The following is a 25,833-nucleotide window of genomic DNA, read 5'->3' as shown; positions in this document are numbered from 1 at the left end:
CCTCCTTATAGCACTTGTTCACGGTAGGCGCTCGGCGTAAAGCCGGTAACCTTTTTAAACAGCTTGCTGAAGTGGCTGGGATCCGAATACCCGACAGCATAGCAAACCTCGTATAATTTGACCGTTGTGTCGCGCAGCAGCTCCTTAGCTTTCTCAATCCGGACCTTGGTCAAATATTCATAGACCGTATCTCCTGTTTCCTGCTTGTAGAGCAAGCTGACATAGGTGGGGCTTAAATAAACGCTTTCCGCTATATCCGAAACCGTCAAGCTATCTGCTAACCGTTCTTCAATGACTTGTCGTATACGTTCAATGACGTTACTCGATTTCCCGCTGCGCTTCTCTTGAATGCGTGAGCAAACCTCTACGAGATAGGATTCCAATGTAAATCTCAGGTCCGTGATCGTCTCCTGCTTAAACACACGTTCCCACAAGCTAAGCTCCTTTTCTTCCAAATCGCGGCTTTGTATGTTCAGCTCCAGCAATAAACGGTTGGACAGCAGGATCAACTGCAGACACACGTTGCGGCTGTACTTCAACCCTTCACGGCGATTTCTGGCTAACCATTCGAACAAATCGTTGAGCTCCATCGACAGCTGATTAGGCTCCGCTGCTTTCATAACAGACAAGAAACGTTCGCTTTGTACTTGATCAAATCTGTACATACTATGCTCCTCGTGCTCGAGGCTGTCCATAGAAATGACGCGGTTTTTGCCCAGGTACCACTTTTGATCCGCCGCTTCGCGTGCTTGTATATATGACCATGGCAATGCCTGAAGCTTGGATACATGCTCGCCGACCCCGATGGTCACCGTGATGGAGAGCCAACGCTGCAAATTTTCCCGGATCTCTTCAGCTAAGCTGAATAGCAGATCCTCCTGCGGCTTCTCCTCATCTCCAGTACCGCCGCCATCTCCATCACTGTTACTGCACACACGGAGTATGCCGACATATTCGCTGCTTCTATTCTCGAATGCATACCCGCCCATGTGGCGATCAATCAGCTCCTGACACACGTTAAGTACAGCATAGGACAGCAACTGCTTGTCCCTCTCCGAGCGAGGCTCGACTACCTCCGCATTGTCGTCAATTGTAACTACAATAACCCAATAAGATGCGTCTGCTGGCAGCTCCAGCTGTAGAAACTCCATCCGCTTCCGCGCGCCGCCAGGCTGGTTGATTCCGTCACGGATCAGTGACATGAGAAACTTTTCGCGAAGTAACGGCATGCTTTGGGTCAGCTTGACCTGCATATCCGCAATCAGCATTTTTTCCTTCGCTTCGTTCTGTAATTCTCCGACGACACGCTCAACAACCATCCTTAGCTCCTGCATATTGACAGGCTTAAATATATAATCAACTGCGTTGACCTGAAGCGCAGACTTTAGATAATCCGCATCATCGTGACCGCTTACAAAAACAATTTTGATATGAGGGTAGCGCTCTCGAATCTGCGCAGACATGCGTATCCCATCCATATTGATCATACGCACATCTGTCAGCACCAAATCAGGCTGGATTCGTTCAATCAGCTCCAAACCTACGTCACCGTCATCAGCCTCGCCTACGAAATCAATATTAAAATCACTCCAGTCGAAATAATTACGCAGACCATAACGAACGGTTGGTTCGTCATCAACGATAACAAGCTTGTACATCCAACGTTCTCCCCCTAAGCCATTTTTCATCATTATACATGAAATCGATTTCAATGGAAGAAGCAGTGTTTGGGGTGATCTTACTTTTTCATTTGGCAATATATCCCCTTATGCTCATCCCAGCACCAGAGCATACAGAAGCTGAACTAGATGAACATCTTTATCATAGATCGTATTGCCAACAATTTCGCTTAACATCAAGGAGGAAACGAAATCAAATGCGGTTAGCTGTGAAATTTCTTTTTTTCCTAATAGTTTCGTAATAAGCCATAGGCCAACCATTGCGGTAGCCAGCTTTACCGTAATGTAATAGAGATCCATAGCAAAAGCCCCCTTCGGATGGATGTGCTTTTTTACCCGAATTGGCTGCATCACGAAACCAAGGCAATTATATGTTTACGTGTTGTATCGGATGCGGCACAAAGCTTATAATTTCTTTGACTCACTACTTTACAATACAGATAAAGGATGCGCTGAATGATGGAATTAGATCAAACCGACCGGGAAATTATTGAAATTCTGAAGAAGAACTCCCGGATTCAATGGCGGGATCTTGGGGAACAAGTATTTCTAACCGGGCAAGCGGTAGGCAATAGAATCAAACGCTTGGAGGAATCCGGAGTTATTCAAGCTTACACCCTTGAGGTGGATGAAGCTAAAATAGGAAAACCTTTACTTGCGATTGTAACTATATTTATGAAAAGCAATAACCACAACGAATTTCGCAGCTTTCTTGAAACTCAGATTTCTGTTACAGAAGCCCATCGGATCACTGGCGAAGGCTGCTACTCGCTGAAAGTACGCACTGCAAACCAAGAAGAGCTCAATGATTTTCTTGATAAAATACTTCAATACGCAAACTATAGAATCAATTTATCCCTTGGTAAAATCATTTAACTTACAAACTCTTTCATCGTGAAAGCTTGTGGCTATTTTCCCTTTCATCAACAGCTTTTTTTCATCTCCAGAGGAAGCTACAATAAGTAGATAATCATGCTTTCGAAGGAGATCAAAACTATGAACATTCAACTCGTGCGTCACAGCACCTTATTCATTCAATATGCTGGGCAAAAACTACTAGTCGATCCTATGCTCAGCCCAGCCGGGGCGATGGCTGCTGTTCCAAACACAGCCAATACACTTTCCAACCCTCTCGTCAATTTGAAGATTAACATTACAGAATTGCTCGAGGCTGATGCCATACTCTTGACTCATACGCACAGAGATCATTTCGATGGTGTTGCAGCGGAGCTCTTACGTAAAGATATTGCTTTCCTCTGTCAGCCGCAGGATGTGGAGAAGATACGCTCGCAGGGCTTTCAACAGGTTACTCCCATTGAGTATGAGTTTGAATGGAATGGCATCCGTATTACACGAACTACCGGTCAGCACGGCATCGGCGAAATCGGAAGGCTAATGGGGCCCGTTTCTGGCTACGTTCTTCAGGCCCCAAACGAGCCGACATTATATATAGCCGGCGATACGATTTGGTGTGAGGATGTAGCGCAAGCTCTCACCAAGTATCAACCCGATGTTACTGTCGTATTCGCGGGGGGAGCCGAGTTTCTGCAAGGCGGCCCCATAACAATGACCTCAGAGGACATTCGGCAGGTATGCTTGCACAGCCCCAATACTCGTGTTGTGGTTGCTCATATGGAGACTTGGAATCATTGCTTTTTGAAACGTCCCGAGCTAAGAGCATTTGTCGAGATGCATCAGCTTCAGGACCAGGTCTGCATTCCTGAGGATGGGGAATATTTCCATTAAAAGCTGCTTTTTATTGTTTACGCCAAGCCGGATTAATGTGATAATTAGCACCATACTTCACATTAAATAATGAAAGAAGCGGTTGCTTTGAAAGGTATGCTCCCATTCTTACTTTTTTACGTGGTTATTTATATGGCGAATGCGGTTTATGGAACCTTCATTCCAGTCTACTTCCAATCCATTGGCGCAACTTCCACACAAATAGGGCTGCTGCTAAGTCTGGGACCTCTGGTCGCTGTCTTGGCACAACCTGTTTGGGGTTCAATTGGAGATCGGGCTCGAACCAAAAATTCCGTGCTTCGCGTACTTATCATTGGCACCGGAGTAGTTATTCTGCTCTTTCCGTTATCGACCCATTATGTTTATTTGTTAATTATGGTTTGCTTGTTTACCTTCTTCCAAACTTCAATCGCCCCTTTAAGCGATGCCATCACCCTAGAGGAGCTCGACAAACAGAAACGCTGGTCATTCGGTCCAATCCGGTTGGGCGGAACTATCGGATTCGCTATTATGTCTCTACTTTTCGGTTGGATCGCCAAAAGCCATATTAATTCTTTATTTGTCACCTACGCCATTATTATGTTCATCAGTGTTATTCTGCTTTCCAAATTCCCCGCTGCAACAGGCTACCAATCGTCAGGCAAAAAGATGAATATCGGAATCTTATTTCGAAATCGCAAGCTCATGATCTACATGGGCATTAATCTCGTATTACAAATTACGTTGGGCTATTACTATACGTTCTTCCCTGTCTATTTTCATAATATGGGCGGGAACAGCTTTCTGTTAGGCTGGTCGATGGTCATTTCCGCCTTAAGCGAAATTCCTTTTCTGCTCTATTCAGGACGAATTATGAAGCGTGTTCGAATCACCCATATTCTGCTTGTTGCCAGTATCGCCACTGCGCTGCGCTGGTTTGCCTTTTCTTTATCCGACAATCCCTATTGGGTCCTCCCCGCACAAGTTTTGCATGGATTGATCTTTATCGTGCTGTCGGTAACGATGGCTATGTATATAAATCAAGAGGTTCCAAAGGAATTGAAGGCCAGCGGCCAGACGTTAAACGCGCTGCTTAGCGCAGGCATTGCCCGTATTATAGGCAGCTTTGGCGGGGGAATTGCGAGTGATGCCTTTGGTATGAAAAACATTTTTTATTACAATGCCTGGATTGCCTTAGCTTGCACCATCGGTATCTTATGGCTAATCTTCAATGAAAAAGGAATGCAACGAGGGGCCAACGCGTAAAGGATAGGATCGACTACTATCTCGGAAAATAGTATGATGGAAATACAACTACATTAGATAAAGCGAGGAGAACACTACCATGGCATTTGGAACATTGGCTCACAAAGTCGGCACACTGCCGCTTCTTCAATTGACACAAAAATTAGGTGAACTTGATATTGATTTCGTACAGTTGGCTTTGTCGAAGGCCATTGGTGATATCGATACTTCTTTAGGTAAATTAAGCCCTGGCTTGGCCAATCATATTGCTGAACAGTTTGACAAGCAAGGCATCCGTATCGGGGTGCTGGGCTGCTACATCAATCCGGTTCATCCCGACCCTGTACAAAGAAGGTACGAAATCGACCGTTTCAAGGAGCATCTGCGGTTTGCCCGTGAGTTTGGCACAACCATTGTTGCTACAGAAACAGGAGATCTTACAACCTACCGTCATCAGGATGCTGAGAGGTATGAAGAGATCGGATGGTCCATCCTGCGCAGTACGGTTGAGGAATTAGCTGAGGAAGCAGAGAAATGGGGCGCGTATGTAGGACTTGAACCGGTCTGCACTCACACTCTTACCTCACCTCAGAAAATGAAGCGCATCATAGAGGAAGTCCCTTCCAGCCATATCGGAGTTGTGCTGGATCCGTGCAATTTGTTCGATCGTACGAACTTTGAGCGTCGTGATCAGGTTGTTAACGAATCCTTCGAGCTGTTCGGAGACCGAATCGTACTGGCTCATCTGAAGGATGTGGTGACTCCTTTCAAAGAAAGCGACGGTCGTCCAAAATCCGTAAAACCTGGTACAGGTGTGTTCGACACAGCTGGTTTCCTGCACAAGCTTAATGAGTACAAGCCTTTCGTTGATGTTTCCATTGAAGATACAGATGCTCACGAGATGAATGAAGTGATCCACTACTTGAAGGGACTTAGTAAGTAGCACTATGGACGGATTGAAAGGAAACTCCTGCTCATGATGCTTCTGCAAACCTTCCTCTCTACCATCTATCATGTATTTCTTCCTATCTCTCTGCCTGTGATCGGTGGTGCTCTGCTTCGGCGCTTCCGCGGGATGGATACGAAGCCGATATCCATGCTTGCCTTATATGTTTTGAGTCCAGCACTTATATTTGTTGCCTTGTTCAATGCGCAGATATCATGGGATGACATTACCAATACGATATTATTTTCGATCATTAATATTTTGATGCTGTGGGCAATCGCTCTCTTGATCAGTAAAATGTTTGCCCTGCCAGCTGCTGAACGCGCGGGACTAACTATGGTCTCGACCTTCACTAACAGTGTGAACTATGGTCTTCCGTTGGTTTTATTGGCTTTCGGACAAGCCGGCTTGGATAAAGCCTCCTTATATGTCATTGTTCAAATGATTATCGTCAATACCTTGGGCGTCTATTTCGCGGCACGTTCCCAATTTTCTGTAAAAAATGCGGTATTATCTATATTTAAAATGCCATCTATTTATGCGGCGGTATTGGCAACCCTTGCCAAAACACTGGAGCTGCAAATCCCAGATGCCCTTTATAAAGGATTCACCCTGATGGCGGATTCATATTCCCCTGTCGTTCTTGCGATACTAGGAGCGCAAATGGTAAGTGTTAAAAGCACCGTACTACCCATAAGCTATAAAAAAGCTTTTTGGGCTGGTATCTTACTGAGATTACTAGCAGCGCCAGTTCTCGCATATATTACTTTGTCTTGTTTAGGTGTCGAAGGCATCTTGTTCTCAGTCATTCTTGTACTGGCTTCCATGCCGGCAGCCGTTAACGCTGTTCTGTTGGCGGAGCAGTTCAATGCGGCTCCGCAGTTTGTATCCAAGAGTATTCTGTGGACCACTCTTGCTTCCTTCCTTGTATTGCCGACTATCTTGCTTTTACTGCAATAACGGGCTTGCAATAACTTGGTTTATAGACTAACAGCAAAATAAATACAGCGGTAGCCTGGGACTTGAAAAAATACGTGAAACCTGCAAAGGAATGTTCGCGATCGAATAATCAGATCAACAGCTAAAAGGACAGACGAATGATGAATTCATTCGGCATGTCCTTTTCAAGATTGATTATAGTAGCAATGCTTAACCCTGTTCTTCCCTTTTCCACAACCCATTTCTATGTCTATATCTATTTCAACACTTCAAATACAACGGCCCTTAGCATCTCATTCGAGTCGTTAAATAATTCATGTCCCCAGTGGGGCTTGTTTAGCAGAATATCCCCCGGCTTCACTCTTGTTTGCTCATCATTTACTTTCATAATGCCGTTGCCCTCAAGTATTATATAAACTTCCTCATCTTCACGATGTCGATGAAAGCCGATAGACGCATCCGGTGGAATTTCAACGTAATTAATAAACTGAATTTTCGTGTCAAAGTCTTCTTTCTTATAAATACTCGTGTGGTTGATTGTGCCTATCCCTCGATGGCACTGCTCCGTGACTAATTCTGCCTCCAAAAAATTACGAATGAACATGTACATTCCCTCCTTTTTATATGACCATCTGCTGTATCATAGTTCACTGGTTCACGAAATAATTGGCACTCTTTGCTGAAGATTATGCGATTGGTTGGCAAAATAAACAAGAGCTTCTGATTTGATGTAGTCCTCCCCGCAGGTTTCCGCATCTCTGCCTTCTTTTAAGGCTACCAGAAAATGATGGAAGCAAGACAGATCAGCAATCCCACTACTATCGATCGGAATGTTTCCTTCCCCTTTATTAAGAAACAACTGATCGTCGATTAGCAGCAATGCACCTTCGGTACCTTCTATACGCCAGTCGCCGCTCCAGCCTGTTTGGCGTCCTTTCTCTGTCATACTGCCTATGTAATTGACAACAATGCTGTCCTCCATTTCAAGGCAGAAATTCAGATTAACATTAGCCTTCAGCCAGCTTCCTACCGGGCAATAATTGAAAGCATATATGCTTTTCCCCTCCCGCCCGGTCAAATATCGAATAAGATCAAAATGATGTATGGTCACATCCTCCAGCAGCGGATTCTCAAGAGCAAGGAAATAAGGAATATCTGTTGGATGGTAGCGGCAAAAATCAATTTGAATGGTTGCGATATTTCCTATTACACCTTGATCAAGCAGCATTTTCATATGACGAATGAATGGAAAGCAACGATAATTTTCCGCCACCATAAAGGGGATGTTCCCTAGCCTTGCCAGTTCTACGATTCGAAGCGATTCCATGTAGTTATTTGAAATCGGCTTCTCACAAAACACGGGAATACGATGCTCAAACGCCAGTTCATTCACGACGGAATGAAACGCGGGCGGCGTCACATTAATAAGAATGTCCGGCTGTTCCTTAACAACGGCCTCCGCCACGGACGTATAGAACGGAACCAGTTCCCCGGCTAACCGTGCTTGCAGCTCTAAATTTACTTCGACTACCGCTAATTGAATATCAGGGTGATCCCGACGAATCCGCTTGTACCACGAGTAACCTTTGTTTCCTAGTCCAACTATAATAGCCTTCAGCTTAACCCACTCCTCTTAGAGGTTGTCAAAAAGCACCTTTTGAACTCCTACCTTTTGTCACATTACTTCTTTTTAAAATTTTCATCGTATTTCTTTTGGGCTTCCTGAATCGCTTGCTCTCCGCCTGTCTTCTTCCATTCATCTACGAATTTATCGAACTCGCTGAGCGGCCTGCGGCCCGTTATAAAGTCGACATAATTTTTGATCGTCAGCTGCTCCAGCTTGTCACTAATCTGGTTATATTGGGGAAGCTGAATCGTCTTCATTACATCATACTTGCCTTTTCCAGTCGTTTCCGCTTTTTGACGTACCGAGACGAGACTGTTTTTGGTCATATATGGCGTTTGAAATTCGTAATCATTAAAGGATTTGCCGACAAAGGTATACTGTTGGCCGATTCCAAATTTGATTTGCTCCTCTTCCTTGTCATATGGAGGAAGATACTCGAAGCCGCCGTCATCCGTTTTACGATAGGTCTTGCCAAGTTCCCCGTATACGATTTTTTCGAACACATCCCGATCAAAAGCAGTAGATTCTGCGATTTCGATATATTTGATCATCTTATCGCGGTCTTTTTCCATATGAAGACCGAATTGTGCGCCAGAGCTTGGAATCGGACTCCCTTGGATGGTTCCCTGCTTCCCTTCAGGACCCTTGGGACCCGCGAAGCTCGCCCACTTAACATCAGGATTTTTGTTCTTCATCGCATAATACTCTCCGCCGATAAACGCCTCTTTCGGTATAAATTTCCACCATGAGGCAACAACAACCCCAGACTTCTCGGAAATAACTTTGTCGTCAACGTTTTTACTTTTATTAACTATAAATTCGGGATCAATTAATTCATCCTTATACCAACGGTTTAACACAGTAAGCGCGTCCTTAGCGCCTGGCAATATTTCACCCCTTACGATATTTCCTTTGTCCTCGGTAAAAATCCCAGGGAACACACCGAAAGCTCCGAATACAGGAGAGAACATTTCTTCTGTTTTCCCTCCGGTTCCCGTCCAACCGTAGGTATCCTTCTTTCCATTACCGTCTGGGTCGTCATTCCGGAATTTTCTCATGGCAGCTTCCAGCTCTTCCAGTGTTTCCGGCATTTTATTAATGCCCGCCTTTTGCAGCCAGTCTTCACGGATTCCAACAACCTTGGATGTAGGTCCTAGAGTCCAGATAATAGGCATCGAATAATTTTTCCCGTTTCTCATCGTAAATTGCAGAGGGTTGTCGCCCAAATGTTTCTTCAGCCAAGACATATATTTAGGAGCATATTTTTCCAGTAAATCCTTCGGTATTTCAGCAACCGCCCCTTGTTCTACAAGCTTATCGTATTCTGGAAATGGCAGGTCCACCCATACGTCAGGGATTTCGCCCGATGCAACCTTGACTAAGAGTTCTTCCTTGAAATTATCCTTAGAACGCGGAACTTGTTCGATTTTAACATGAAATTTGTCCTCTACAACTTTTATCGCATAGCTGTCTTTAACCGTTTTATCATAGTTCTGGTTCAAATAAGTCATTTTGTATGTACGTTGTTCCTTAGGCCCACTCGAAGAATCGCCCTCACTGCTGCCTTGGCCGCAGCCTGACGCAATACCTGTTAAAAGCGCCGAGCCTAATACAACCGATACCACTCGCTTTTTTTTGCTCATTGTTTCCCCTACTCTCTTTTAAGTAATCTGTCATTCTTTGACGGCTCCAAGCATGATGCCCTTCACAAAATATTTTTGCGCAAACGGATAAGCTACCAGCATCGGAATGACAGAGAGCATAATCATGGTGGACTGCAGCTGTCGGCTGGAGAATGCATCAAATTGTTTACTTTGATAGAGCATGGCATTGATTTCATCCATATTGTTATCGACAATTATTTTCCTCAACACGACCTGCAGTACCTGCTTGTTCGAATCCGTAATATAGATCAGACTATCGAACCAAGCGTTCCAATGACCTACTGCCACCCACAAGGCAACCGTAGCCAACACAGGCTTTGAAAGCGGTATCACAATCTTGCGAAAAATAAGAAAGTAACCTGCGCCATCTACCTTAGCCGACTCTTGCAAGCTATCGGGAATGGACTTGAAAAAATTCCTCATGATCAGCACATTAAAGGCTCCAATCATGTTGGGAAGAACGAGCGCCCACACACTGTTAAACAGACCCAGCTTTTTGATCAGCAAATAATTAGGAATCAATCCACCGCTGAACAGCATCGTAAATAGGATCAGCGCTGTAACGATTCGATTGCCAGGCAGATCAGCTTTGGACAGCGGATACGCCAGCAATGAGGTAAATATAAGGCTTAATACAACACCGAGGATCACTCTGAGCAGTGTATTCCCGTAGCCCTTCCATAGGCTGTCATAATGAAAGGCGAACTTGTAGCTGTCTAATGTAAACCCGGATGGAAAAAGCAAGGTCCCCGTGGAGTAAACAGCGTGAGAAGAACTCGTGCTTAATGATACGACCAATTGATTCCAGAAGGGAAAAACTGTAACTAGCACAATGGAGCCCATAAGTAAGTATAGTGCTGCTTGTGCCCCTTTCTCACCCATGGATGCCTTAATATGATTCATGTCCGTTAACCTCCAACTGCTTGAAGCTTTACCATAAAGTGTGCTCTTTACCGCCCATCGTTTTAACTGCTTTGTTAACAACCACTATCAGAATAAGTGCTATAACAGATTTGAATAATCCTACCGCCGTAGAGTAGCTGTAATTGGCTTCGACTAGCCCTTTCCGATATACATAGGTATCGATAATATCTGACACTTCGTAAACCATCGGATTGTACATATTGAATACTTGATCAAAGCCAGCGTCAAGAATATGAGCCATCTTCAGAATGAGCAGGATGGAAATGACGGGAACCAGCATTGGAATAGTAATATGCAAGATCCGCTTGAACCTGCCCGCGCCGTCTATTATGGCTGCTTCGTAAAGCTGAGGATCTATGCCAGCGATGGCGGCAAAATAAATAATCGAGCCCCATCCAAAGCTTTGGAAAATATCCGTTACGATCAAAATAATTCTGAAATACCTTCGATCTGCCATATAAACGGTAGGCTCCATCCCAAACAGATTCATAAGCAAATTGACCGGCCCTTCCATCGAAAACAGGCTGATGAAAATTCCTGACAATACAACCCATGATATGAAGTGAGGTAAATAAGATACCGTCTGTACCAGCTTCTTAAAGCGCATGTGAGTGACTTCACTTAAGAGTAAAGCAAACACAATGGGAATCGGAAAGCCGAACAGCAGCTTGTAGAAGCTGATAACAAGTGTGTTCTTTAAGACATTAAAGAAATAGGGATCAGCAAACGCTTTGCGGAAATGATCCAATCCGACCCATGGGCTGGCCATTATTCCTTTCAATATAAAGAAATTTTTGAATGCCAAGACTACGCCGTACATCGGAATGTAGTGAAAAACTATAAAATACAAAATTCCCGGAAGCATCATCCAATATAATGCCTTGTATTCATAAAACTTTTTTCTTCTAAGCCGCAGCTTAGCTGAAGTGGCTATTTTACCAGCTAGCGAGGTATTCAAAGCCCATACCCTCCCTCTATGAAACCAAAATGAATGCGCATTCATTTCATTAGATTCACTATAGCACAGCCTAACTCAAACTAAATCTTCAGTTTTTTTGGAAATATTTCGTTTTTTTATGCAATATGCTCCCTGTCAGACCTCGTGATCGAAAGGCAGTCTTGCGAACAACCTCAAGATTCCTCTATTCGTACGCTCTGATTGGAATAACTAGCTTCATAACGGTTCCTCTACCCTTCTCGCTAAATATTTGTATTCCATACTGCTCACCGAATGTAATTTGAATACGTTCATGTACATTTTTCAAGCCGTAGCCTTTAGAAGGCCTTGATAACAGCTCTTTCTGCAACTCCTCATCAATTCCCGGCCCATTATCTTCGACCGAAAATTCGATATCCCCATTGTTCCTTTTCCCACGGATGATAAGCTCTGCCTTTCCCTCCGTCTTCATATCAATTCCATGTATAATGGCATTCTCCACAAGAGGCTGCAGCGTTAAATTAACCGTAGAATAAGGCAGTATGGTTTCATCGATCTCATAAATAATATCGAACTCATAGTCATGCATAACGGATTGAATCTGTATATAGGATTGTGTATTCGTGATTTCATCGCGGATTGAAGTCAGACTTTCTCCTCTATTCAGTGCAGTTCTATAAAATTTGGATAACGTAGTTACAAAATGGCTAATGTCCCGCGCTCCGATTTCCACAGATTTCCAATTGATAATGGACAAAGAGTTGTATAAAAAATGCGGGTTAATTTGAGACTGCAAGGCTTTCAGCTGCAATTCCTTCTGAGTAATTTTGCTTTTGTAGGTTTCATCGATGAGTTCATTGATCCGCTGAAGCATTTTACCAAAACGTCGAGTCAATTCCCCAATTTCATCCCTATGGTCATCACTTACTGCAGAGACACGAAGGTCTCCGAGCTCCACCTGCTTAGCCCATCTATGTAATAATTGAATCCGATAAAGAAGTGTTCGAGAGAATAGCCAAATCAGCACGAATAAAATAAAGGTACAGACAGCCACCACTACGATCGTTGCCTTAATGATGCTTGTAGCGTCAACGGAGAGCTGCTTCGCCGGTATGTAGTAATGGAGAGTCCAGTCCGGAATGGGGATATTTTGCGTGAGCACAATGTATGAAACCCCGTCTTTACTAAAAAAACCATCCTTTTGCCGAATCAATTCTTGAGGGGTAATTCCACTTTGGGCTGCGTTTGGCATCGCTTTTTCCAATATCATGTTTTGATTATGGTCTGACAGAACGAACCCATAATGTTCCGCGTTTCCTATGGTTGTCGTATCCAGCAAATGCGAAGGATCTAATTTCAAATATAGTAAAGCTGTATCCTCATGAACATAAATATTAGGAAACTTTTTTACCGCAGCAAATTCCCCCTGGCGATAATACCAGAATGTTTTCTTTTGCCTGCTTGCTTGCTCATACCATACGGCTTGTAGCGCTTTATCGAAGGATTGGATCGTATTCCCATACTCCGGAATCCCACTCTTAGTGAAAACGGTAACCTGACTTACGTCTTTGTTTAAATGGGTAACCATTGTAAAAAAAGGATCCACATTTTTTTTCAAATCACTCGATAGCTCAGTTAGATCGGTATAGCTTCTCCCAAAAAAACGCTGAACCTCCGGGTTTAACACAATGGAATCGAAGATCCTTTCATAACGGACCATATTGTCATTAATTCCGCCCGCTACAGTGGCAGCCGTTTCTCTAGCTCCCTGAATTGCCTGCTTCTGCAATAGCTCTAGAGATTGATAATAGGAGTAAAGGCCAAGCAGCAGCAGTGGAACCAACACAACCACCATATAAGATAAGATGAGCTTTTGCCTAAATCGCAAATTTTTAAAAGAGTGCTTCCACGGCTTCATTTCCGTTGTCCTTCCCGGTATTTCGCTGGCGTTGTTCCGAAATAACTTTTGAATTGAGAGCAAAAATAGGGATAGTTTTCGTAACCCACCTCGACTGAAATATCGATAATTTTCATATTAGTTCCGCAAAGGAGACTAGCCGCCTTCTCAAACCGGTAAGAAACAATATATTTAACTATAGTAACGCCCATCTCCTTCTTAAATAAATAGCTCAAATAACTGGGGGTTAAATAAACCTGCTCTGCAATCCAGTCCAACCCAATAGAACCCTGATAATGATTATGTATCAGCTGCTGCACTTCCTCGATCACCCTGCGGGAAGCGCTTCCATTATTACTGTTAGGCAACACATCCAATAGCTGCTCCACATCAGGTGTTCCTTTTAAACCAAGGGCGCTGGAAAACACCGTATGAAACTCATCGGTTTCAACAGGTTTAAGCAAGTAATGAGTAACTTGAAGCCGAATCGCTTCTTTGGCAAATTCAAACTCTCCATAAGCACTTAAAATAATCGTTCTCAAGTCAGGCTGAACAGGCCTTGCCTCCGCTATCAGCTGCAGTCCATCCATGAACGGCATTCGAATGTCGGTAAATAGAATATCGACCTTCTGAGTTTTCAAAACCTCCAATGCTTTAAGGCCATTCTCTGCTTCGAATATTTCAATAGGAAACGCGTAATGACGGATCAAAAATTTGATGCCCTCACGTTCAATTTTCTCATCATCTACAACTAATACTTTGTACAACAACATCACCTCTCAGGTAAGACTGTATACATCATACAATATATCAATCGATCAGACATTACGCTAAATTACTTTGATATGACTTTTTTAGCTTTATTGTTATCATGTGAAATTGGCAAAAAGCCCCCCATACTTTCGAGAGGCCTAATGTTTGGCTAATCTATTCATGTCAGTCACGTTGATATTCAAATTCGATCCCAAAACGCCGTCTTATTATCTAAAGGTTGAAATCGTAGCATTATCAACCAATCGCCATACCCGGATACATTTACTTTTTATATCGTTCGTAGGCGGCTTGATAAATTTTCATGTACTCATCGAGACCCATCTTCTTGATCGTCGCAACATATTTATCCCAATCAGAAAGCGGCGCTGCGCCGGTAATGAACTTGGCCGTCATTTCATCCATATAGGTCGTGAAGTCATTATTAAGTGCGAGATACCTTTCGTTTTCCTTTTCCGTAAAGCTGAACGCCGGCCAAATTTCTTTCGGCAGGTTCGCTTCGACCTTCTTAGCCGTGTCAAGTGACTCCTGCATGCTCTCTGCGCCCTTGAAATATTTTTGTCTTACAATACCCGGATAACCTCCGCCCGGCCAGGTGACATACTTAACGACAGCTTGCTCCATCGTCAATCCTTGCGGGTTTTTAAGAATCTCATCCGTATAATCTACGTTGCCGTCCGGCTTCTCGACATAGCTCTTGTCCTTGAAGCCCATAAAGAACATCTTGTTGCCTTCTTCACTAAAGAAATAATCCATCCAACGGACGGTCGCTTCCGGATTCTTGTTCTTGTTGGTGATAACGAAAGCACCCGGACCTGATACGGCCGGACGGTACTCGGAATAAAGCTTATCGCCTTTCGGTCCTTGCAATGCATTGGTACCAATAAAGCCCGTTTGTTTCATAAGAGTAAAGGGACTGGTCATTCTAACCGCACCATATACCCCTTCGGCGCCTTTGGCAAAAAACTTATTCTGGTCTTTCTCGTTAGGGAGGATATCCTTGTCGATCAGCCCTTCGGAGTAAAGCTTATTGAAATACGTGAGCAGTTCTTTGTATCGCTCGTCAGTCGGAACGAAACGAAGCCCGTTTGTGTTAGGATCCATGTCAACCATCTGATGGGACGAACCGCGGGTACCAAGCCCAAAGAAGCCTTTGAAATGACTGACCAAATCCTTCAATTTGGTGGCGCCAAGCGGAATTTCATCCGCTTTGCCATTCTTGTTCAAGTCCGTAGATTTAACGGCCTTCAAATAGTTGTAAAAATCCTCGGTTGTTTTAGGTTCCTCCATCTTCAGAGCCTCAAGCCATTCCTTTTTGATCCACAGCTTGCCTCCCATTCGGACGGAGGTGAAGTCAGGAGACAGCATATTCGGGAAGCTGTAGATGTTACCGTCCGCCATCGTGATCGCCTTTTTGACCTCGGGATACTGCTCCATCAGCTTTTTGAAATTAGGAGCATGCTTATCAATCAGATCGTTCAGCTTAATCAGCACCCCCTGACTCCCGTATTTCATTAGATCATCAGTGGACATTCGAGCCAAATAGATGGCATCCGGGTAGTCGCCGCTCGTCAGTGCCAAGTTACGTTTTTCCGTAAATGCATCAAATCCAATCAGCTGAAAGTTAACTTTAATATTCGTCATCTTGGCATATTCCTGCCAGATCATTGTTTCATTCCAATTGTTGGCGGTTGTGGGTGCTTTTGCAGCTAAAAAGGTCAAGTTAACGGGTTCATTCACGATCGGAAAGCCAGTCGCATTCACCTTAGCTTCCGCACCTTTCGAGCTTTCCTTGCCTCCGGCTGCCGGGGCTTTCTCTCCGCCGCTGCACCCTGCGATCATAGTGGTGGTCATTGCTGCAGTGAGTATTACGGATGCCCATTTCTTAGAATTATTCATTCGTTGAACCTCCCTTGGATTGTCACTTTTATCCTTTCAAAGCCCCAATCATGATTCCCTGTACGAAATACTTCTGCAAGAACGGATAAAGCATCAGTACCGGCAAATTCGCGATAACCACGACCGCGTACTTGATTCCTTCCACCTCCATCAGTTTTTTGGCAAGCGAATCATCCGCCATATCCAACATAGACTGCATCTGACCTTGTATCAGGATTTCTCTCAAAATCAGCTGCAGCGGGTATTGGCTCCGATCCGACAAGTAAATCAGTGCGTTAAAGAATGCATTCCAATGTCCAACCGCATAAAGCAGTATCATAACGGCGACAATCGGCATGGATAAAGGGAGAATTATCGAATACAAGATCCGGAAATTGTTGCACCCGTCTATGGCAGCGGATTCCTGGATTTCGAAAGGGATGCTGTTCTGAAAAAAAGTTCGCATGATGATGATATTCCATACAGCAACAGCATTCGGTATCACAAGCGCCCAAATGGTACCGAGCATTCCCAGTTTTTTCACCAGTAAATAAGTAGGGATCAGCCCTCCACTGAAAAATAGGGTAAACACGATTAGCGCGGTGATGATGTGCCTTCCCCGGAAATCTTTCCGGGATAGCGGGTAAGCGGCACAAATGGTCATAACCAAATTAATTGCGGTACCAACCACTGTATACATAATCGTATTGCCATAACCGCTCAAGATCTCTTTGTTCGCAAAAACCCTCTCGTAGGCTGTAAAATTAAGTCCTTTGGGCCAAAGCCACAGACCGCCCCTGACTACGATGGAGGGGTCGCTAACCGAAGCACTAATTACGAACACAAGTGGATATAAGACAATGATCGTAATCAAAACGAGCAGCAGCATGTTGATAGAATCAAATATTTTATCCTCGAAACTCCGGGTCATCTTGGGAACCCCCTCCTTACCATAGACTGGTTTCGTTTAAGCGTTTGGCTATTAAGTTAACCACTACCAACAGAATCATATTGATCACCGAATTGAACAGGCCTACAGCTGCGGAGAAGCTGTACTGGGCTTGAATAATACCGGTACGGTATACATACGTTGAAATGACGTCGGAGCTGTCCATGTTAAGGTCATTCTGCATAAGATAAACTTTCTCAAAGCCGATGCTCATTATAGATCCCATGTTCAGAATCAGTAGAATCACAATCGTCGGCATAATGCCGGGCAGGTTGACATTCCAGATGCGCTGCAACCGGCTGGCGCCATCGACTTTCGCCGCTTCATGCAATTGGGGGTCGATTCCGGCAAGAGCCGCCAGGTAAATGATGGAGCTCCACCCCATTTGCTGCCAGACACCTGAGGCGACATACATCGATTTAAACCATTCCGGCTGTGTCATAAACGAGATCGGTTCACCTCCGAAGAGAACGATGATCTGGTTCACAATACCGCTTTGCGGTGAAACGAAAATCACGATCATCCCTACGAGCACAACAGTGGAAAGAAAATGCGGCGCGTATGTAACCGTTTGCACAAATCTTTTAAATAACTTCAGCCTGACCTCGTTTATCATAAGTGCTAGAAGAATCGGGATAGGGAAGCCAAAAGCCAACTGCAGCAAGCTTAGACCTAACGTATTTTTAATTAACCGCCAGAAGAAATAACTGTTGAAGAAACGTTCAAAATGATCGAAACCTACCCATGAGCTTCCCCAGATGCCCTTTGTAGCAACGAAGTTTTTAAACGCAATCTGCACACCGTACATTGGAATGTACTCAAAAATAATATAGAAGGCAATAACAGGGGAAATGATCACGTATAGCTCCCAGTTTTTAAGGAAGGATTTCAAAAAACTTCGGCGCCGTACAGCATACATTTTCATTTTAGCTTGTTTCTGAACGGATACTTGCTCCAAAGGTTTTCACCTCCTCTCTGAAGTTGCATGAATGTATACCGAATGAATGTTAGTAATGCTTCACTTGAATCGGTTTAATCAGGGCTGCCGACTCGTAAGCAGCCCAAGCCGCTTCAGCAGCCCTCAAGCCGTCCAATCCGGTAATGGCGCTTGGGCGTTCTTCCCGAATACTAGCCACAAACTCCGCAACCAGCGCTTCGTTGGAGTTATCCGCCCAAGGAAGCATCCGATGGGAAAGTTCAGCGTTGTTCTCCCACAAGTTTCCGGCCTGCGCGAAGGCATCCAGATGAATTACACCTTCGGTGCCCACGATGCGGAGTGTAACGTCCCCCCAAGTGGAGAAGGAGCGCGGTCTTGACCAGCTTGTGTCCAGTGTGGCAATAACCCCATTTTCAAACTGCATGGACAGCAAGCCGCAATCATCCACTTCTATGTCATGCAGCAATGTGTCGACTTCGGCATACACTTCCTTCACTTCACTGTTTAAGAACCATCTCATGATGTCCACCACATGGACAGTGTGATCCAGAACGGCGCCTCCACCTGATAATGTAGGATCTATAAACCACCCTCCGGGCATTTTACCGTGATTTGTAGCAGCGATGGCTATAATTTCGCCGACTTCACCATTATCGATCTGCTGTTTGACTTTTTGCACAGAGGAATTAAATCTTACTGGGAAAGCGGTTTGAAGCACTACATGGTTTCTTTCACATAACTCGATTAGCTCGCGGGCCTCTTCACCTACTGTGGTAATCGGTTTTTCCACCAGGATATGCACCTTCGCTTCTGCGGCGGCCTTGGCATACAGAAAATGCTTTTGGTTATCCGAGGAGATGACCACGCCGTCTACATCGTCCAATAGTGGATTCAAGTCGGCATACAATTGAGTTTGAAACCGTTCTGCAGCCGTTCGCCCTCTCTCTTCTTCCTCATCAAAAATGCCGGTAATGATGACCCCGGGCAGCTCCGACAAACCTTTTGCATAGCTATAGGCATGCGACTTATGGGCAAGGCTGATCATTCCGATTCGTATCGGTTTCACTGCAGAATCCCCTCCATTTCAACTGGCAGATTGGTTTGAGCTGACCGAAAAGCAGCGATGCCGATTTTCAGGGAAGCTAAAGCTTCTTCACCCGAGGTTATCGGCTCTTTCTTATGCTTAACACATTCGATAAAATGTTCCAATTCCAACGCGTATGGGCTTTTAGAGAGAGGGCTGTCCGGCACTCCCTGTTGATTCAGCGGCCCACCGAATTTGACGATCGAGTTGGATTTGTCTTTCTCAAACAGGGCAAGCCCTTTGGTTCCGGTAATTTCAAGCGAGGTCTGAAATGGCGCTCCCTGCGGATAAGCCCAACTGGCCTCAACGTGAGCCATGACACCGCTTTCAAATCTTAGAAGTGTGAGCGTATGTTCCATTCCTTCCCGTTTAGTTGTTAAGGTGCGGCTGAATACACGCCGAACCGGGCCAAAGCACCAACGTAAATAGTCGAAATCGTGGATGGCCAAATCAAGCAGCGGGCCGCCGCTTCGGCTATCGTCCTTAAACCAGCCGGACCATGACGGAAAGGCTCCAGACCGGATAGTCCGTACAACGGCCGGATCTCCCAATCTCCCGGAAAGCAATTGCTCCCTTGCTGCGCGATATTCCGGAAAGAATCGAACAACATGCCCCACCATCAGAGTCACTCCCGCCTTTTTACAGGCCTCGATCATAGCTTCAGAATCCTCAACGGTCAGTGCAATCGGTTTTTCGCAAAAAACATGTTTGCCATAGGAGGCTGCAAGTTCCACAGCTTGCCTGTGCAAGTCTGTCGGCAAACAAATATCCACCGCATCGAACTGTTCACTCTTAAGCATATCTTCCATTGATGTGAATATAGTCGCACCCCACGCGGAAGCAAGCTGATTCGCCTTTTCCCCGTCGATGTCGCAGACCGCCACAATCCGGGCACCTGCTATTTGCCGGTACGACCGGCTGTGAGTATTTCCCATGGTTCCAGCGCCGATCAATCCAATCGTAAACATCTCAAGCCCTCCTAACGGTTGGTTACCGCATCAATATGTAAGTTTTCAAAAAAATGGTGCAAGGCAAGCGATCCCGCCCCAATAATACCAGCGTTCAGCTTCGTCAAGCTTTCTTCAATCTTCACATGCTTCAAGAATACCGGCATGCTTCTCCGGTCGACTTGCTTCTTTACTTGATCCAGCAAGCGCAAGTTGTTTAGAGCCAGCTCACCTCCTAACAAAATTAAGGTAGGATTGAATAAATGCACTAATGTGACAACTCCTTTTCCGAGCATCTCACCAGCATAATCCATCAACCGCCCGGCAGTCCCCCCCCCATTGTTACTTAATTCAACCATTTCCGCCAGGGCAGGAATCCCTGTCGCTTCCTCAGCCCCAGCCCACTCACGCCATTTCTCCAATAGAGAATGTTCGCTGATCAGCTTCTCGAGGCACCCTATGTTACCGCAATGACACAGGGGGCCCGATTCATCCACCGAAATATGGCCAAATTCCCCAGCCCCGCCGGCTCCACCGGTGAATAGGTTTCCTGACAGGAAAAATCCGGCTCCTACCGCTCTGCCTATATGAAGATAGAGAAAGTTCGGTACCTGCTGGGCACGCCCATAAAGAAATTCCCCATAAGCGGCCGCATTCGCATCGTTTTCAAGTAGGACCGGTACTTGAAAGTGTTCCTGCAGTTCCTCCTTCAGCGACAAATGATTAAAGTTCAGTTTGGAGGCTGTGAACACCGTACCCTTCTGCAAATCGATAATACCTGGAACGGCTATGCCGATCCCGAGAGGGCGCATTTTGTGGCGATCCCGGTATTCAGCAATCAACTCATTTATGACCGCAATGAGCGAAGTTAGCAATTCCTTATTATCAAATATCACCAGCTTCTTCTCTTGTAAAATATCGGCTTCCATATTCAATACCGCTACTCTGTTTTGCTCCAGATCCACAGCGATGACAACCCCTGCGTTAGGGGCAAGCTTTACCAAAATCGGCTTCCTTCCCCCGCTTGAGTCCCCTTTGCCGGTTTCAATCAGAAATCCATTTTCCATAAAATAATCTATAATCACGGTAACGGTAGTGGGGCTTAATCTAAGCTCCTTCGCCAATTGAGAACGGGAGATGGGTCCTCTCTCGCGGATTGCCCTAAAGATCAGCACCTGATTGATTTCTTTAATAAGCTGTTGGCTTCCGGTTCGTGCGGCATCTTTTCTTCTCGACAATTTGATAAACCCCATTCACTGCTTACTTTTTCCAATCGAAAAACTAAGTTCATATGTGAAATAACTATTCTAGAAAAAACTGGATATTCCTTCTTACTAAATTAATTTTTTTGAATATTCAGAAACTATAACATGAGCCGTGTACAGCTTCCAATACGCTCACTCTATCGGATACCTGCGTTAACTAATATATATCCGTATTACAAACCAACGCCCTTCTTCCTCTGATATACTTGAGGCAGTAAGGGCGTTGGTGAAGTCTATCAAAGCGGAAATCCGGCTATTTCTGCGGTACAGGAACTCCTAAGCCCGGCGCTCCAAGCTCGGAGGTTATCATCTCAGGAGCATATTGCTTCAGCAGCTGCATCCCCATATAGGCCCTTCTTACACGCTCCCGGCACAAATTAATGTTAACCTGCTCCAGATGAATGCCGCTAGGATATACATCCGGGTGATTGCGTAAGCCAAACTTAATATATACCGGAGACAATATCCGAATAAATTCAGGAATTTCATAGTGCCGGATAAATCCGCCGAGACCGTCAGGTACTTCCACGTACAAATCAATCGGAATATCAATTGCCGGACGGATCGAAGCAAGCTTAGGCAGCGTTAATGCTGTAGGTACATTATACGTATCCGCACCAATATCCTCCATCAGCTTAATCGATACCGGGTTTGCCGCCATCATTTGTACAGACACTTTGATAACAAACTCAGGCGCAATCAATCCTTGCTTCTTCATTTCCTTGGTCAACAGCAGCAGCCCTTCATCCGCAACCAGAGCTCCGCGGACACCAAGCCGGTTGGCCCGCTGCAAATCCTCCATAGCATAAACGAGCTGATCGATGCCCTCATGGCGCAAAGCGACAACCTTGCCAGCAGGTGTCAACGGCAAGGCACTGATGTCCCAAGTGCCTCGCGGCCCGACAAATAAGCTCAGCTCAACCCCGCGGGCTGCGCAGAGCTCTACCATTTCTGTTATCTCCTCATCGGTCAGCAGCATGATGCCGCTGCCTTGTGAAACGCGATGAATAGTAAGTCCATATTTGTCTGCTTCCTCAAATACGGCTTTTAACGCTCCTGGTCCTTCCACACTTGGAATTTCCAAGCGATACTGTGCGCCATCCGGAAACCGCTTTGGGGAATCCGGCAAATCATAGGCCTCCCTGTCCAAGAAACCTAATGATTTTAACAAAGCTTTCGATTTATCCATGCTGCAGCTCCTTTTTCCAATATTACTTTGATAGTTAATCCATGCAATGCTCAACTGTGTATACTAAAGGATCGTCTCCTGCCGAACTTACAGGAAACAACCCATTGGACAAGCTTAGGACCATTCAACAGACGCTTGCTCTTGCCCCTGCTGATCTCGCTGCATACGCCATGGCAAGTCTGCTTCCAAGGCGACAGCCATTGGCACAACACCTCGCGCAGCATCCGTACAATCGCGCAACCGATTCGATGCGGCAACCTGCCTTTGCCGATTGCGCAGCTTCTGCAGCCGAAGCGCGCCCAGCTCGCTGCGCTGCGCCCGAAGATCACCGGCATAAGGAAGCACTATGCCGGATTCGAACTGCACAGCGTCCAGTATATCGATGCGCTTATTGCGGAACTGCAAAAGCAGCAGGTCACCTTCCTCAATATATAGGAGGCCTCCTTCGTGAAAAGCTTCCGGCGTCACATGGCCCACAGCCGCCCCATAGGTCACACCTGAATAGCGGCCATCGCTTATTAGAGTCGTGAGACGTTTCAGCTGGCGGTGAGCATTAATATGCTGCATCGGCGTAAACATCTCCGGCATCCCGAACGATTCTGGCCCTTGCCCCGCAATAATTAACGCCAGCCTTATCCATTCTTCCGAGATCATCCGGTCGAACAGCTCCTCATAGCTCAATCCTGCCAGCTCATCCAAGGATATGGAGGCGTTATATACAGCCATCTGTTTCATCTGCTCCAGCTTAAATAGCTTTCTTGCCTTTAAGCCCTCCAACAGGCCGACATCCAACAGCTGATGATTGGCTTCTTCTTCATTCTCGTAATAAAGCACGAATGCAACCTTATCATCGAACTGGTCCAGCTGCTTGGTTGGCATACCGCTGATTTTGACAACCGCATTGTTGAAAAAATTGCCCCTCAGTACATCCACACCACTAAAGCTGCGTCTCGGCTTGCTCAATATAATCGGATTGTCTTTCACACCGTCCGCGCTAAGTCCTCTGGTATCCGACAACCGTTCCCTCCAAGTCTGGCCTGTCACCGTGGGCGCATCGAGATCCATCGGCACTCCATTACGATTCAGCTCATACATTAATGTTTCCATACCGCGTATGTCCCCGGAACAGCACTGCTGCGCTAGCACATAGATATCTCTGCCCTCTGTCAGGCTGTAATCAAACAAATCAGGAATCGGATATTTGTTTGCGATTTGCTCCAAATCCTCTAATGAAAAATCATAGCCTGCATAAAGCATAGCTCCGACGATGTGCATCATCAGATTGGTAGAACCGCCGCCCGCACTGTGAATTCGAATGGTATTAGCGATATTAGCTCTAACAAGCTCACTAACACTGCATTCAGGTCTAGATATAATAGCGAACAAACCTTCAATAGCCTTATTGACCTGCTCCTGAGTTGGAGGCTCCGTAAGCAGCTCCAGCTCTGGGCAAACAACGCCAAATCCGGCTGTTACATCCCGCGAGCTGTTCCCTGTGCCATGAAAAGCACATATTCCGCCTTTGGAGTCACAGGTGTTTACTGCCAGCCTTTTCTCCAAATATTTATGCTGCTCCTCATTAAGCAAGCCGCATTCTACCGCCCTCTGAAACACACCTTGAAACGCTGTGTTGGAGGAGCATTGCAGAATGTAGCTGACCGCCTCTTCAATATCTGCGGCAATATCATGGAGCCCTTGGGTGCTGGCTTGACTAGCCAAAAGTATCAACTCTTGCTTCAGATCATCAGGAATCGTTCCGCCCTTAAGCACATGGGAAGGACTGAAGGTCGCAAACACCGGATGCTCACCGCGATATCTCCGAACTCGGTCAAGATGCGCCAGACCGCTCAGCACCCCAAGCGGCTGCTTGTCACAGCCCTGGATAACGAATGCCCCATGATATGAATGCGCTTCCATTTGATTGACAACAATCTCCGCTATGGCATTGCGGCTCTGCAGGGAATAGGACATGCCCATATTATTCTGGGCGGTTCCATCACAGAGCACGGGTGTACTGAAATAGAACGGTACACCGCCTTCCAGCCAAATTTTCAACGCAGCTTTAAATACCGTTTCATGATCCAGAATATGTGCAGGGTGATCCGTTGAACCTCCAATAATAGCAATCCTGGGCGCGTTAAGCTCCAGCCGGTCATAGATCTGATCCAGGGTCCAATCGGGGCCCCCTCCTTCATACTGACCGCCAAGCTCGCGCCATGCTCTGTCCAGCAAGCCTGCAACAGTGATCGGTTCATTCGCCTTGCCTTGCACATTTCCACGATAGGAATTGATTGGATTATTGATCGTTGCCATAGTGTCAGCTCACCCTCTCCATACGGTATGTCCAGAATAATTCCGCTGCATTCCTCTGCACAATCATTGGACATTCGGTTTCACTACTACCCTCCAGCTAATACTTCCTAAGTTCTTCCTTAGCGCTTCCTTTAAGTTTTCCTTCAAGCTTCCTTCAAGCTTCCTTCAAGCTTCCTTCAAGTTTCCTTCAGCATCATACTGTCCTGCTTCACATCTTCCAGATGAGCCTTCATCATCTCCTTGGCAAGCGAAGCGTTCCGCTGTTCAATCGCCAGTGCAATAAGCATGTGGAAATGGGACGCTTTCTCTGCACTGCCTGGGATTCGACTAGTTTGTCTGCGGCTCTCCAGCAGCAGGTCCGAAATGCCCTTCATAACCTTTGCCATCACTGCATTGGAACAAGCCTCAGCAATATACTCATGGAAAGCAATATCAGCTGAAAAATAATCACTGCCTTTCTCCAAATCATCGATCATGACAGCAGCTGCCCTTTTGATATCGTTAATTTGACCCGGTGACCCCCGTTCAGCTGCCATAGCCGCCATCTCAGGCTCAAGTACTCCACGAAACTCCAATAGTGAAAATAAATCACCCACTGGGAGCATTGTCAGCTCGACAGCCGAATCATGGCTCCAATAATTCCGGCTGCGCACATACATTCCACGACCATGCTCAATAATCAGGTAGCCTCTGTTTTCCAAAATTCGAAGCGCTTCCCTTACCGTAGAAACCCCTACTTCATATTCTTTGGCTAGCCCGGCTAATGAAGGCAGCTTCTGTCCCGGCTTCCAATCCTCCTGTTCTATCCGCTTTGTTAGCTCGTTCAAAACCCTCGTGCTTGCCAGCTCTTTCATAAATCCACCAACTCATATGACATGTATTTAAACTCATATTATCACTTGGACGTCAAACAGACA

The 25,833-nt window shown here is 45.6% G+C and carries 23 protein-coding genes; 5 read left to right on the top strand and 18 right to left on the bottom strand.

The window, feature by feature from the left end; translation table 11 throughout:
* Window positions 1-5: 5 nt before the first annotated feature.
* Window positions 6-1,658 (bottom strand): response regulator, encoded by a 1,653-nt coding sequence (locus GC093_RS34665; protein ID WP_171656524.1) that lies wholly within the window; start codon window positions 1,656-1,658, stop codon window positions 6-8.
* Between the two features lie 114 nt (window positions 1,659-1,772).
* Window positions 1,773-1,979, bottom strand: a complete 207-nt coding sequence (locus tag GC093_RS34660) for a DUF421 domain-containing protein (RefSeq protein WP_246315833.1) — start codon at window positions 1,977-1,979, stop codon at window positions 1,773-1,775.
* 159 nt (window positions 1,980-2,138) lie between these two features.
* Here GC093_RS34660 and GC093_RS34655 point away from each other — a divergent pair, with 159 nt between their 5' ends.
* The 5 genes from GC093_RS34655 to GC093_RS34635 all read left to right on the top strand — a co-directional run bounded on the left by GC093_RS34655 (window position 2,139) and on the right by GC093_RS34635 (window position 6,555).
* The gene (locus tag GC093_RS34655) at window positions 2,139-2,555 is read left to right on the top strand and encodes an Lrp/AsnC family transcriptional regulator (RefSeq protein ID WP_171656540.1); all 417 of its coding nucleotides are present in this window, start codon (window positions 2,139-2,141) and stop codon (window positions 2,553-2,555) included.
* A 120-nt stretch (window positions 2,556-2,675) separates the two neighbouring features.
* A complete protein-coding gene (locus GC093_RS34650; protein ID WP_171656523.1) occupies window positions 2,676-3,425 on the top strand; it encodes an MBL fold metallo-hydrolase in 750 nt (249 codons plus the stop codon).
* Window positions 3,426-3,494: 69 nt separating this feature from the next.
* Window positions 3,495-4,670 (top strand): MFS transporter, encoded by a 1,176-nt coding sequence (locus tag GC093_RS34645; protein WP_246315832.1) that lies wholly within the window; start codon window positions 3,495-3,497, stop codon window positions 4,668-4,670.
* A 79-nt stretch (window positions 4,671-4,749) separates the two neighbouring features.
* Entirely contained in the window at window positions 4,750-5,592 is an 843-nt protein-coding gene (locus GC093_RS34640) for a sugar phosphate isomerase/epimerase family protein (RefSeq protein ID WP_171656522.1), read from the top strand.
* Between the two features lie 33 nt (window positions 5,593-5,625).
* Complete coding sequence (locus tag GC093_RS34635; RefSeq protein WP_246315831.1) at window positions 5,626-6,555, top strand: AEC family transporter; 930 nt, start codon at window positions 5,626-5,628, stop codon at window positions 6,553-6,555.
* 235 nt (window positions 6,556-6,790) lie between these two features.
* Here the strand turns inward: GC093_RS34635 and GC093_RS34630 are convergent, their stop codons facing one another.
* The 16 genes from GC093_RS34630 to GC093_RS34555 all read right to left on the bottom strand — a co-directional run bounded on the left by GC093_RS34630 (window position 6,791) and on the right by GC093_RS34555 (window position 25,743).
* Window positions 6,791-7,138, bottom strand: a complete 348-nt coding sequence (locus GC093_RS34630) for a cupin domain-containing protein (RefSeq protein ID WP_171656521.1) — start codon at window positions 7,136-7,138, stop codon at window positions 6,791-6,793.
* Window positions 7,139-7,189: 51 nt separating this feature from the next.
* On the bottom strand, window positions 7,190-8,140 hold the full coding sequence (locus GC093_RS34625; RefSeq protein WP_312886696.1) for a Gfo/Idh/MocA family protein: 951 nt from the start codon (window positions 8,138-8,140) through the stop codon (window positions 7,190-7,192).
* A 74-nt stretch (window positions 8,141-8,214) separates the two neighbouring features.
* Complete coding sequence (locus GC093_RS34620; protein WP_171656520.1) at window positions 8,215-9,804, bottom strand: type 2 periplasmic-binding domain-containing protein; 1,590 nt, start codon at window positions 9,802-9,804, stop codon at window positions 8,215-8,217.
* Between the two features lie 30 nt (window positions 9,805-9,834).
* Window positions 9,835-10,728 carry a carbohydrate ABC transporter permease gene (locus GC093_RS34615; protein WP_171656519.1) on the bottom strand — a complete coding sequence of 298 codons (894 nt, stop codon included), beginning with the start codon at window positions 10,726-10,728 and terminating at the stop codon, window positions 9,835-9,837.
* Between the two features lie 28 nt (window positions 10,729-10,756).
* Complete coding sequence (locus GC093_RS34610) at window positions 10,757-11,707, bottom strand: ABC transporter permease (RefSeq protein WP_246315829.1); 951 nt, start codon at window positions 11,705-11,707, stop codon at window positions 10,757-10,759.
* 184 nt (window positions 11,708-11,891) lie between these two features.
* Window positions 11,892-13,604 carry a cache domain-containing sensor histidine kinase gene (locus GC093_RS34605; RefSeq protein WP_171656517.1) on the bottom strand — a complete coding sequence of 571 codons (1,713 nt, stop codon included), beginning with the start codon at window positions 13,602-13,604 and terminating at the stop codon, window positions 11,892-11,894.
* Entirely contained in the window at window positions 13,601-14,350 is a 750-nt protein-coding gene (locus GC093_RS34600) for a response regulator transcription factor (protein ID WP_171656516.1), read from the bottom strand. The genes GC093_RS34605 and GC093_RS34600 overlap by 4 nt, the downstream gene beginning before the upstream one ends.
* Before the next feature lie 268 nt (window positions 14,351-14,618).
* Window positions 14,619-16,253, bottom strand: a complete 1,635-nt coding sequence (locus GC093_RS34595) for an extracellular solute-binding protein (protein ID WP_171656515.1) — start codon at window positions 16,251-16,253, stop codon at window positions 14,619-14,621.
* Between the two features lie 28 nt (window positions 16,254-16,281).
* Complete coding sequence (locus GC093_RS34590; RefSeq protein WP_171656514.1) at window positions 16,282-17,163, bottom strand: carbohydrate ABC transporter permease; 882 nt, start codon at window positions 17,161-17,163, stop codon at window positions 16,282-16,284.
* A 16-nt stretch (window positions 17,164-17,179) separates the two neighbouring features.
* A complete protein-coding gene (locus tag GC093_RS34585; RefSeq protein ID WP_171656536.1) occupies window positions 17,180-18,106 on the bottom strand; it encodes an ABC transporter permease in 927 nt (308 codons plus the stop codon).
* 82 nt (window positions 18,107-18,188) lie between these two features.
* On the bottom strand, window positions 18,189-19,184 hold the full coding sequence (locus tag GC093_RS34580; RefSeq protein WP_312886694.1) for a Gfo/Idh/MocA family protein: 996 nt from the start codon (window positions 19,182-19,184) through the stop codon (window positions 18,189-18,191).
* Window positions 19,181-20,170 carry a Gfo/Idh/MocA family protein gene (locus GC093_RS34575; RefSeq protein WP_171656513.1) on the bottom strand — a complete coding sequence of 330 codons (990 nt, stop codon included), beginning with the start codon at window positions 20,168-20,170 and terminating at the stop codon, window positions 19,181-19,183. Before GC093_RS34575 ends, GC093_RS34580 begins: the two co-directional genes overlap by 4 nt.
* An 11-nt stretch (window positions 20,171-20,181) precedes the next feature.
* A complete protein-coding gene (locus tag GC093_RS34570; RefSeq protein WP_171656512.1) occupies window positions 20,182-21,387 on the bottom strand; it encodes an ROK family transcriptional regulator in 1,206 nt (401 codons plus the stop codon).
* A gap of 280 nt (window positions 21,388-21,667) precedes the next feature.
* Window positions 21,668-22,603 carry a U32 family peptidase gene (locus tag GC093_RS34565; protein WP_171656511.1) on the bottom strand — a complete coding sequence of 312 codons (936 nt, stop codon included), beginning with the start codon at window positions 22,601-22,603 and terminating at the stop codon, window positions 21,668-21,670.
* A 114-nt stretch (window positions 22,604-22,717) separates the two neighbouring features.
* Complete coding sequence (locus GC093_RS34560) at window positions 22,718-24,916, bottom strand: dihydroxy-acid dehydratase domain-containing protein (protein ID WP_171656510.1); 2,199 nt, start codon at window positions 24,914-24,916, stop codon at window positions 22,718-22,720.
* A 176-nt stretch (window positions 24,917-25,092) separates the two neighbouring features.
* On the bottom strand, window positions 25,093-25,743 hold the full coding sequence (locus tag GC093_RS34555; RefSeq protein WP_171656509.1) for a FadR/GntR family transcriptional regulator: 651 nt from the start codon (window positions 25,741-25,743) through the stop codon (window positions 25,093-25,095).
* Between the last annotated feature and the right edge of the window lie 90 nt (window positions 25,744-25,833).

Source organism: Paenibacillus foliorum, from assembly GCF_013141765.1.
Lineage (GTDB): Bacteria > Bacillota > Bacilli > Paenibacillales > NBRC-103111 > Paenibacillus_S > Paenibacillus_S foliorum.
The sequence above is the reverse complement of the archived record's forward strand: the minus strand, read 5'-3'. Positions and strand labels throughout refer to the sequence as shown.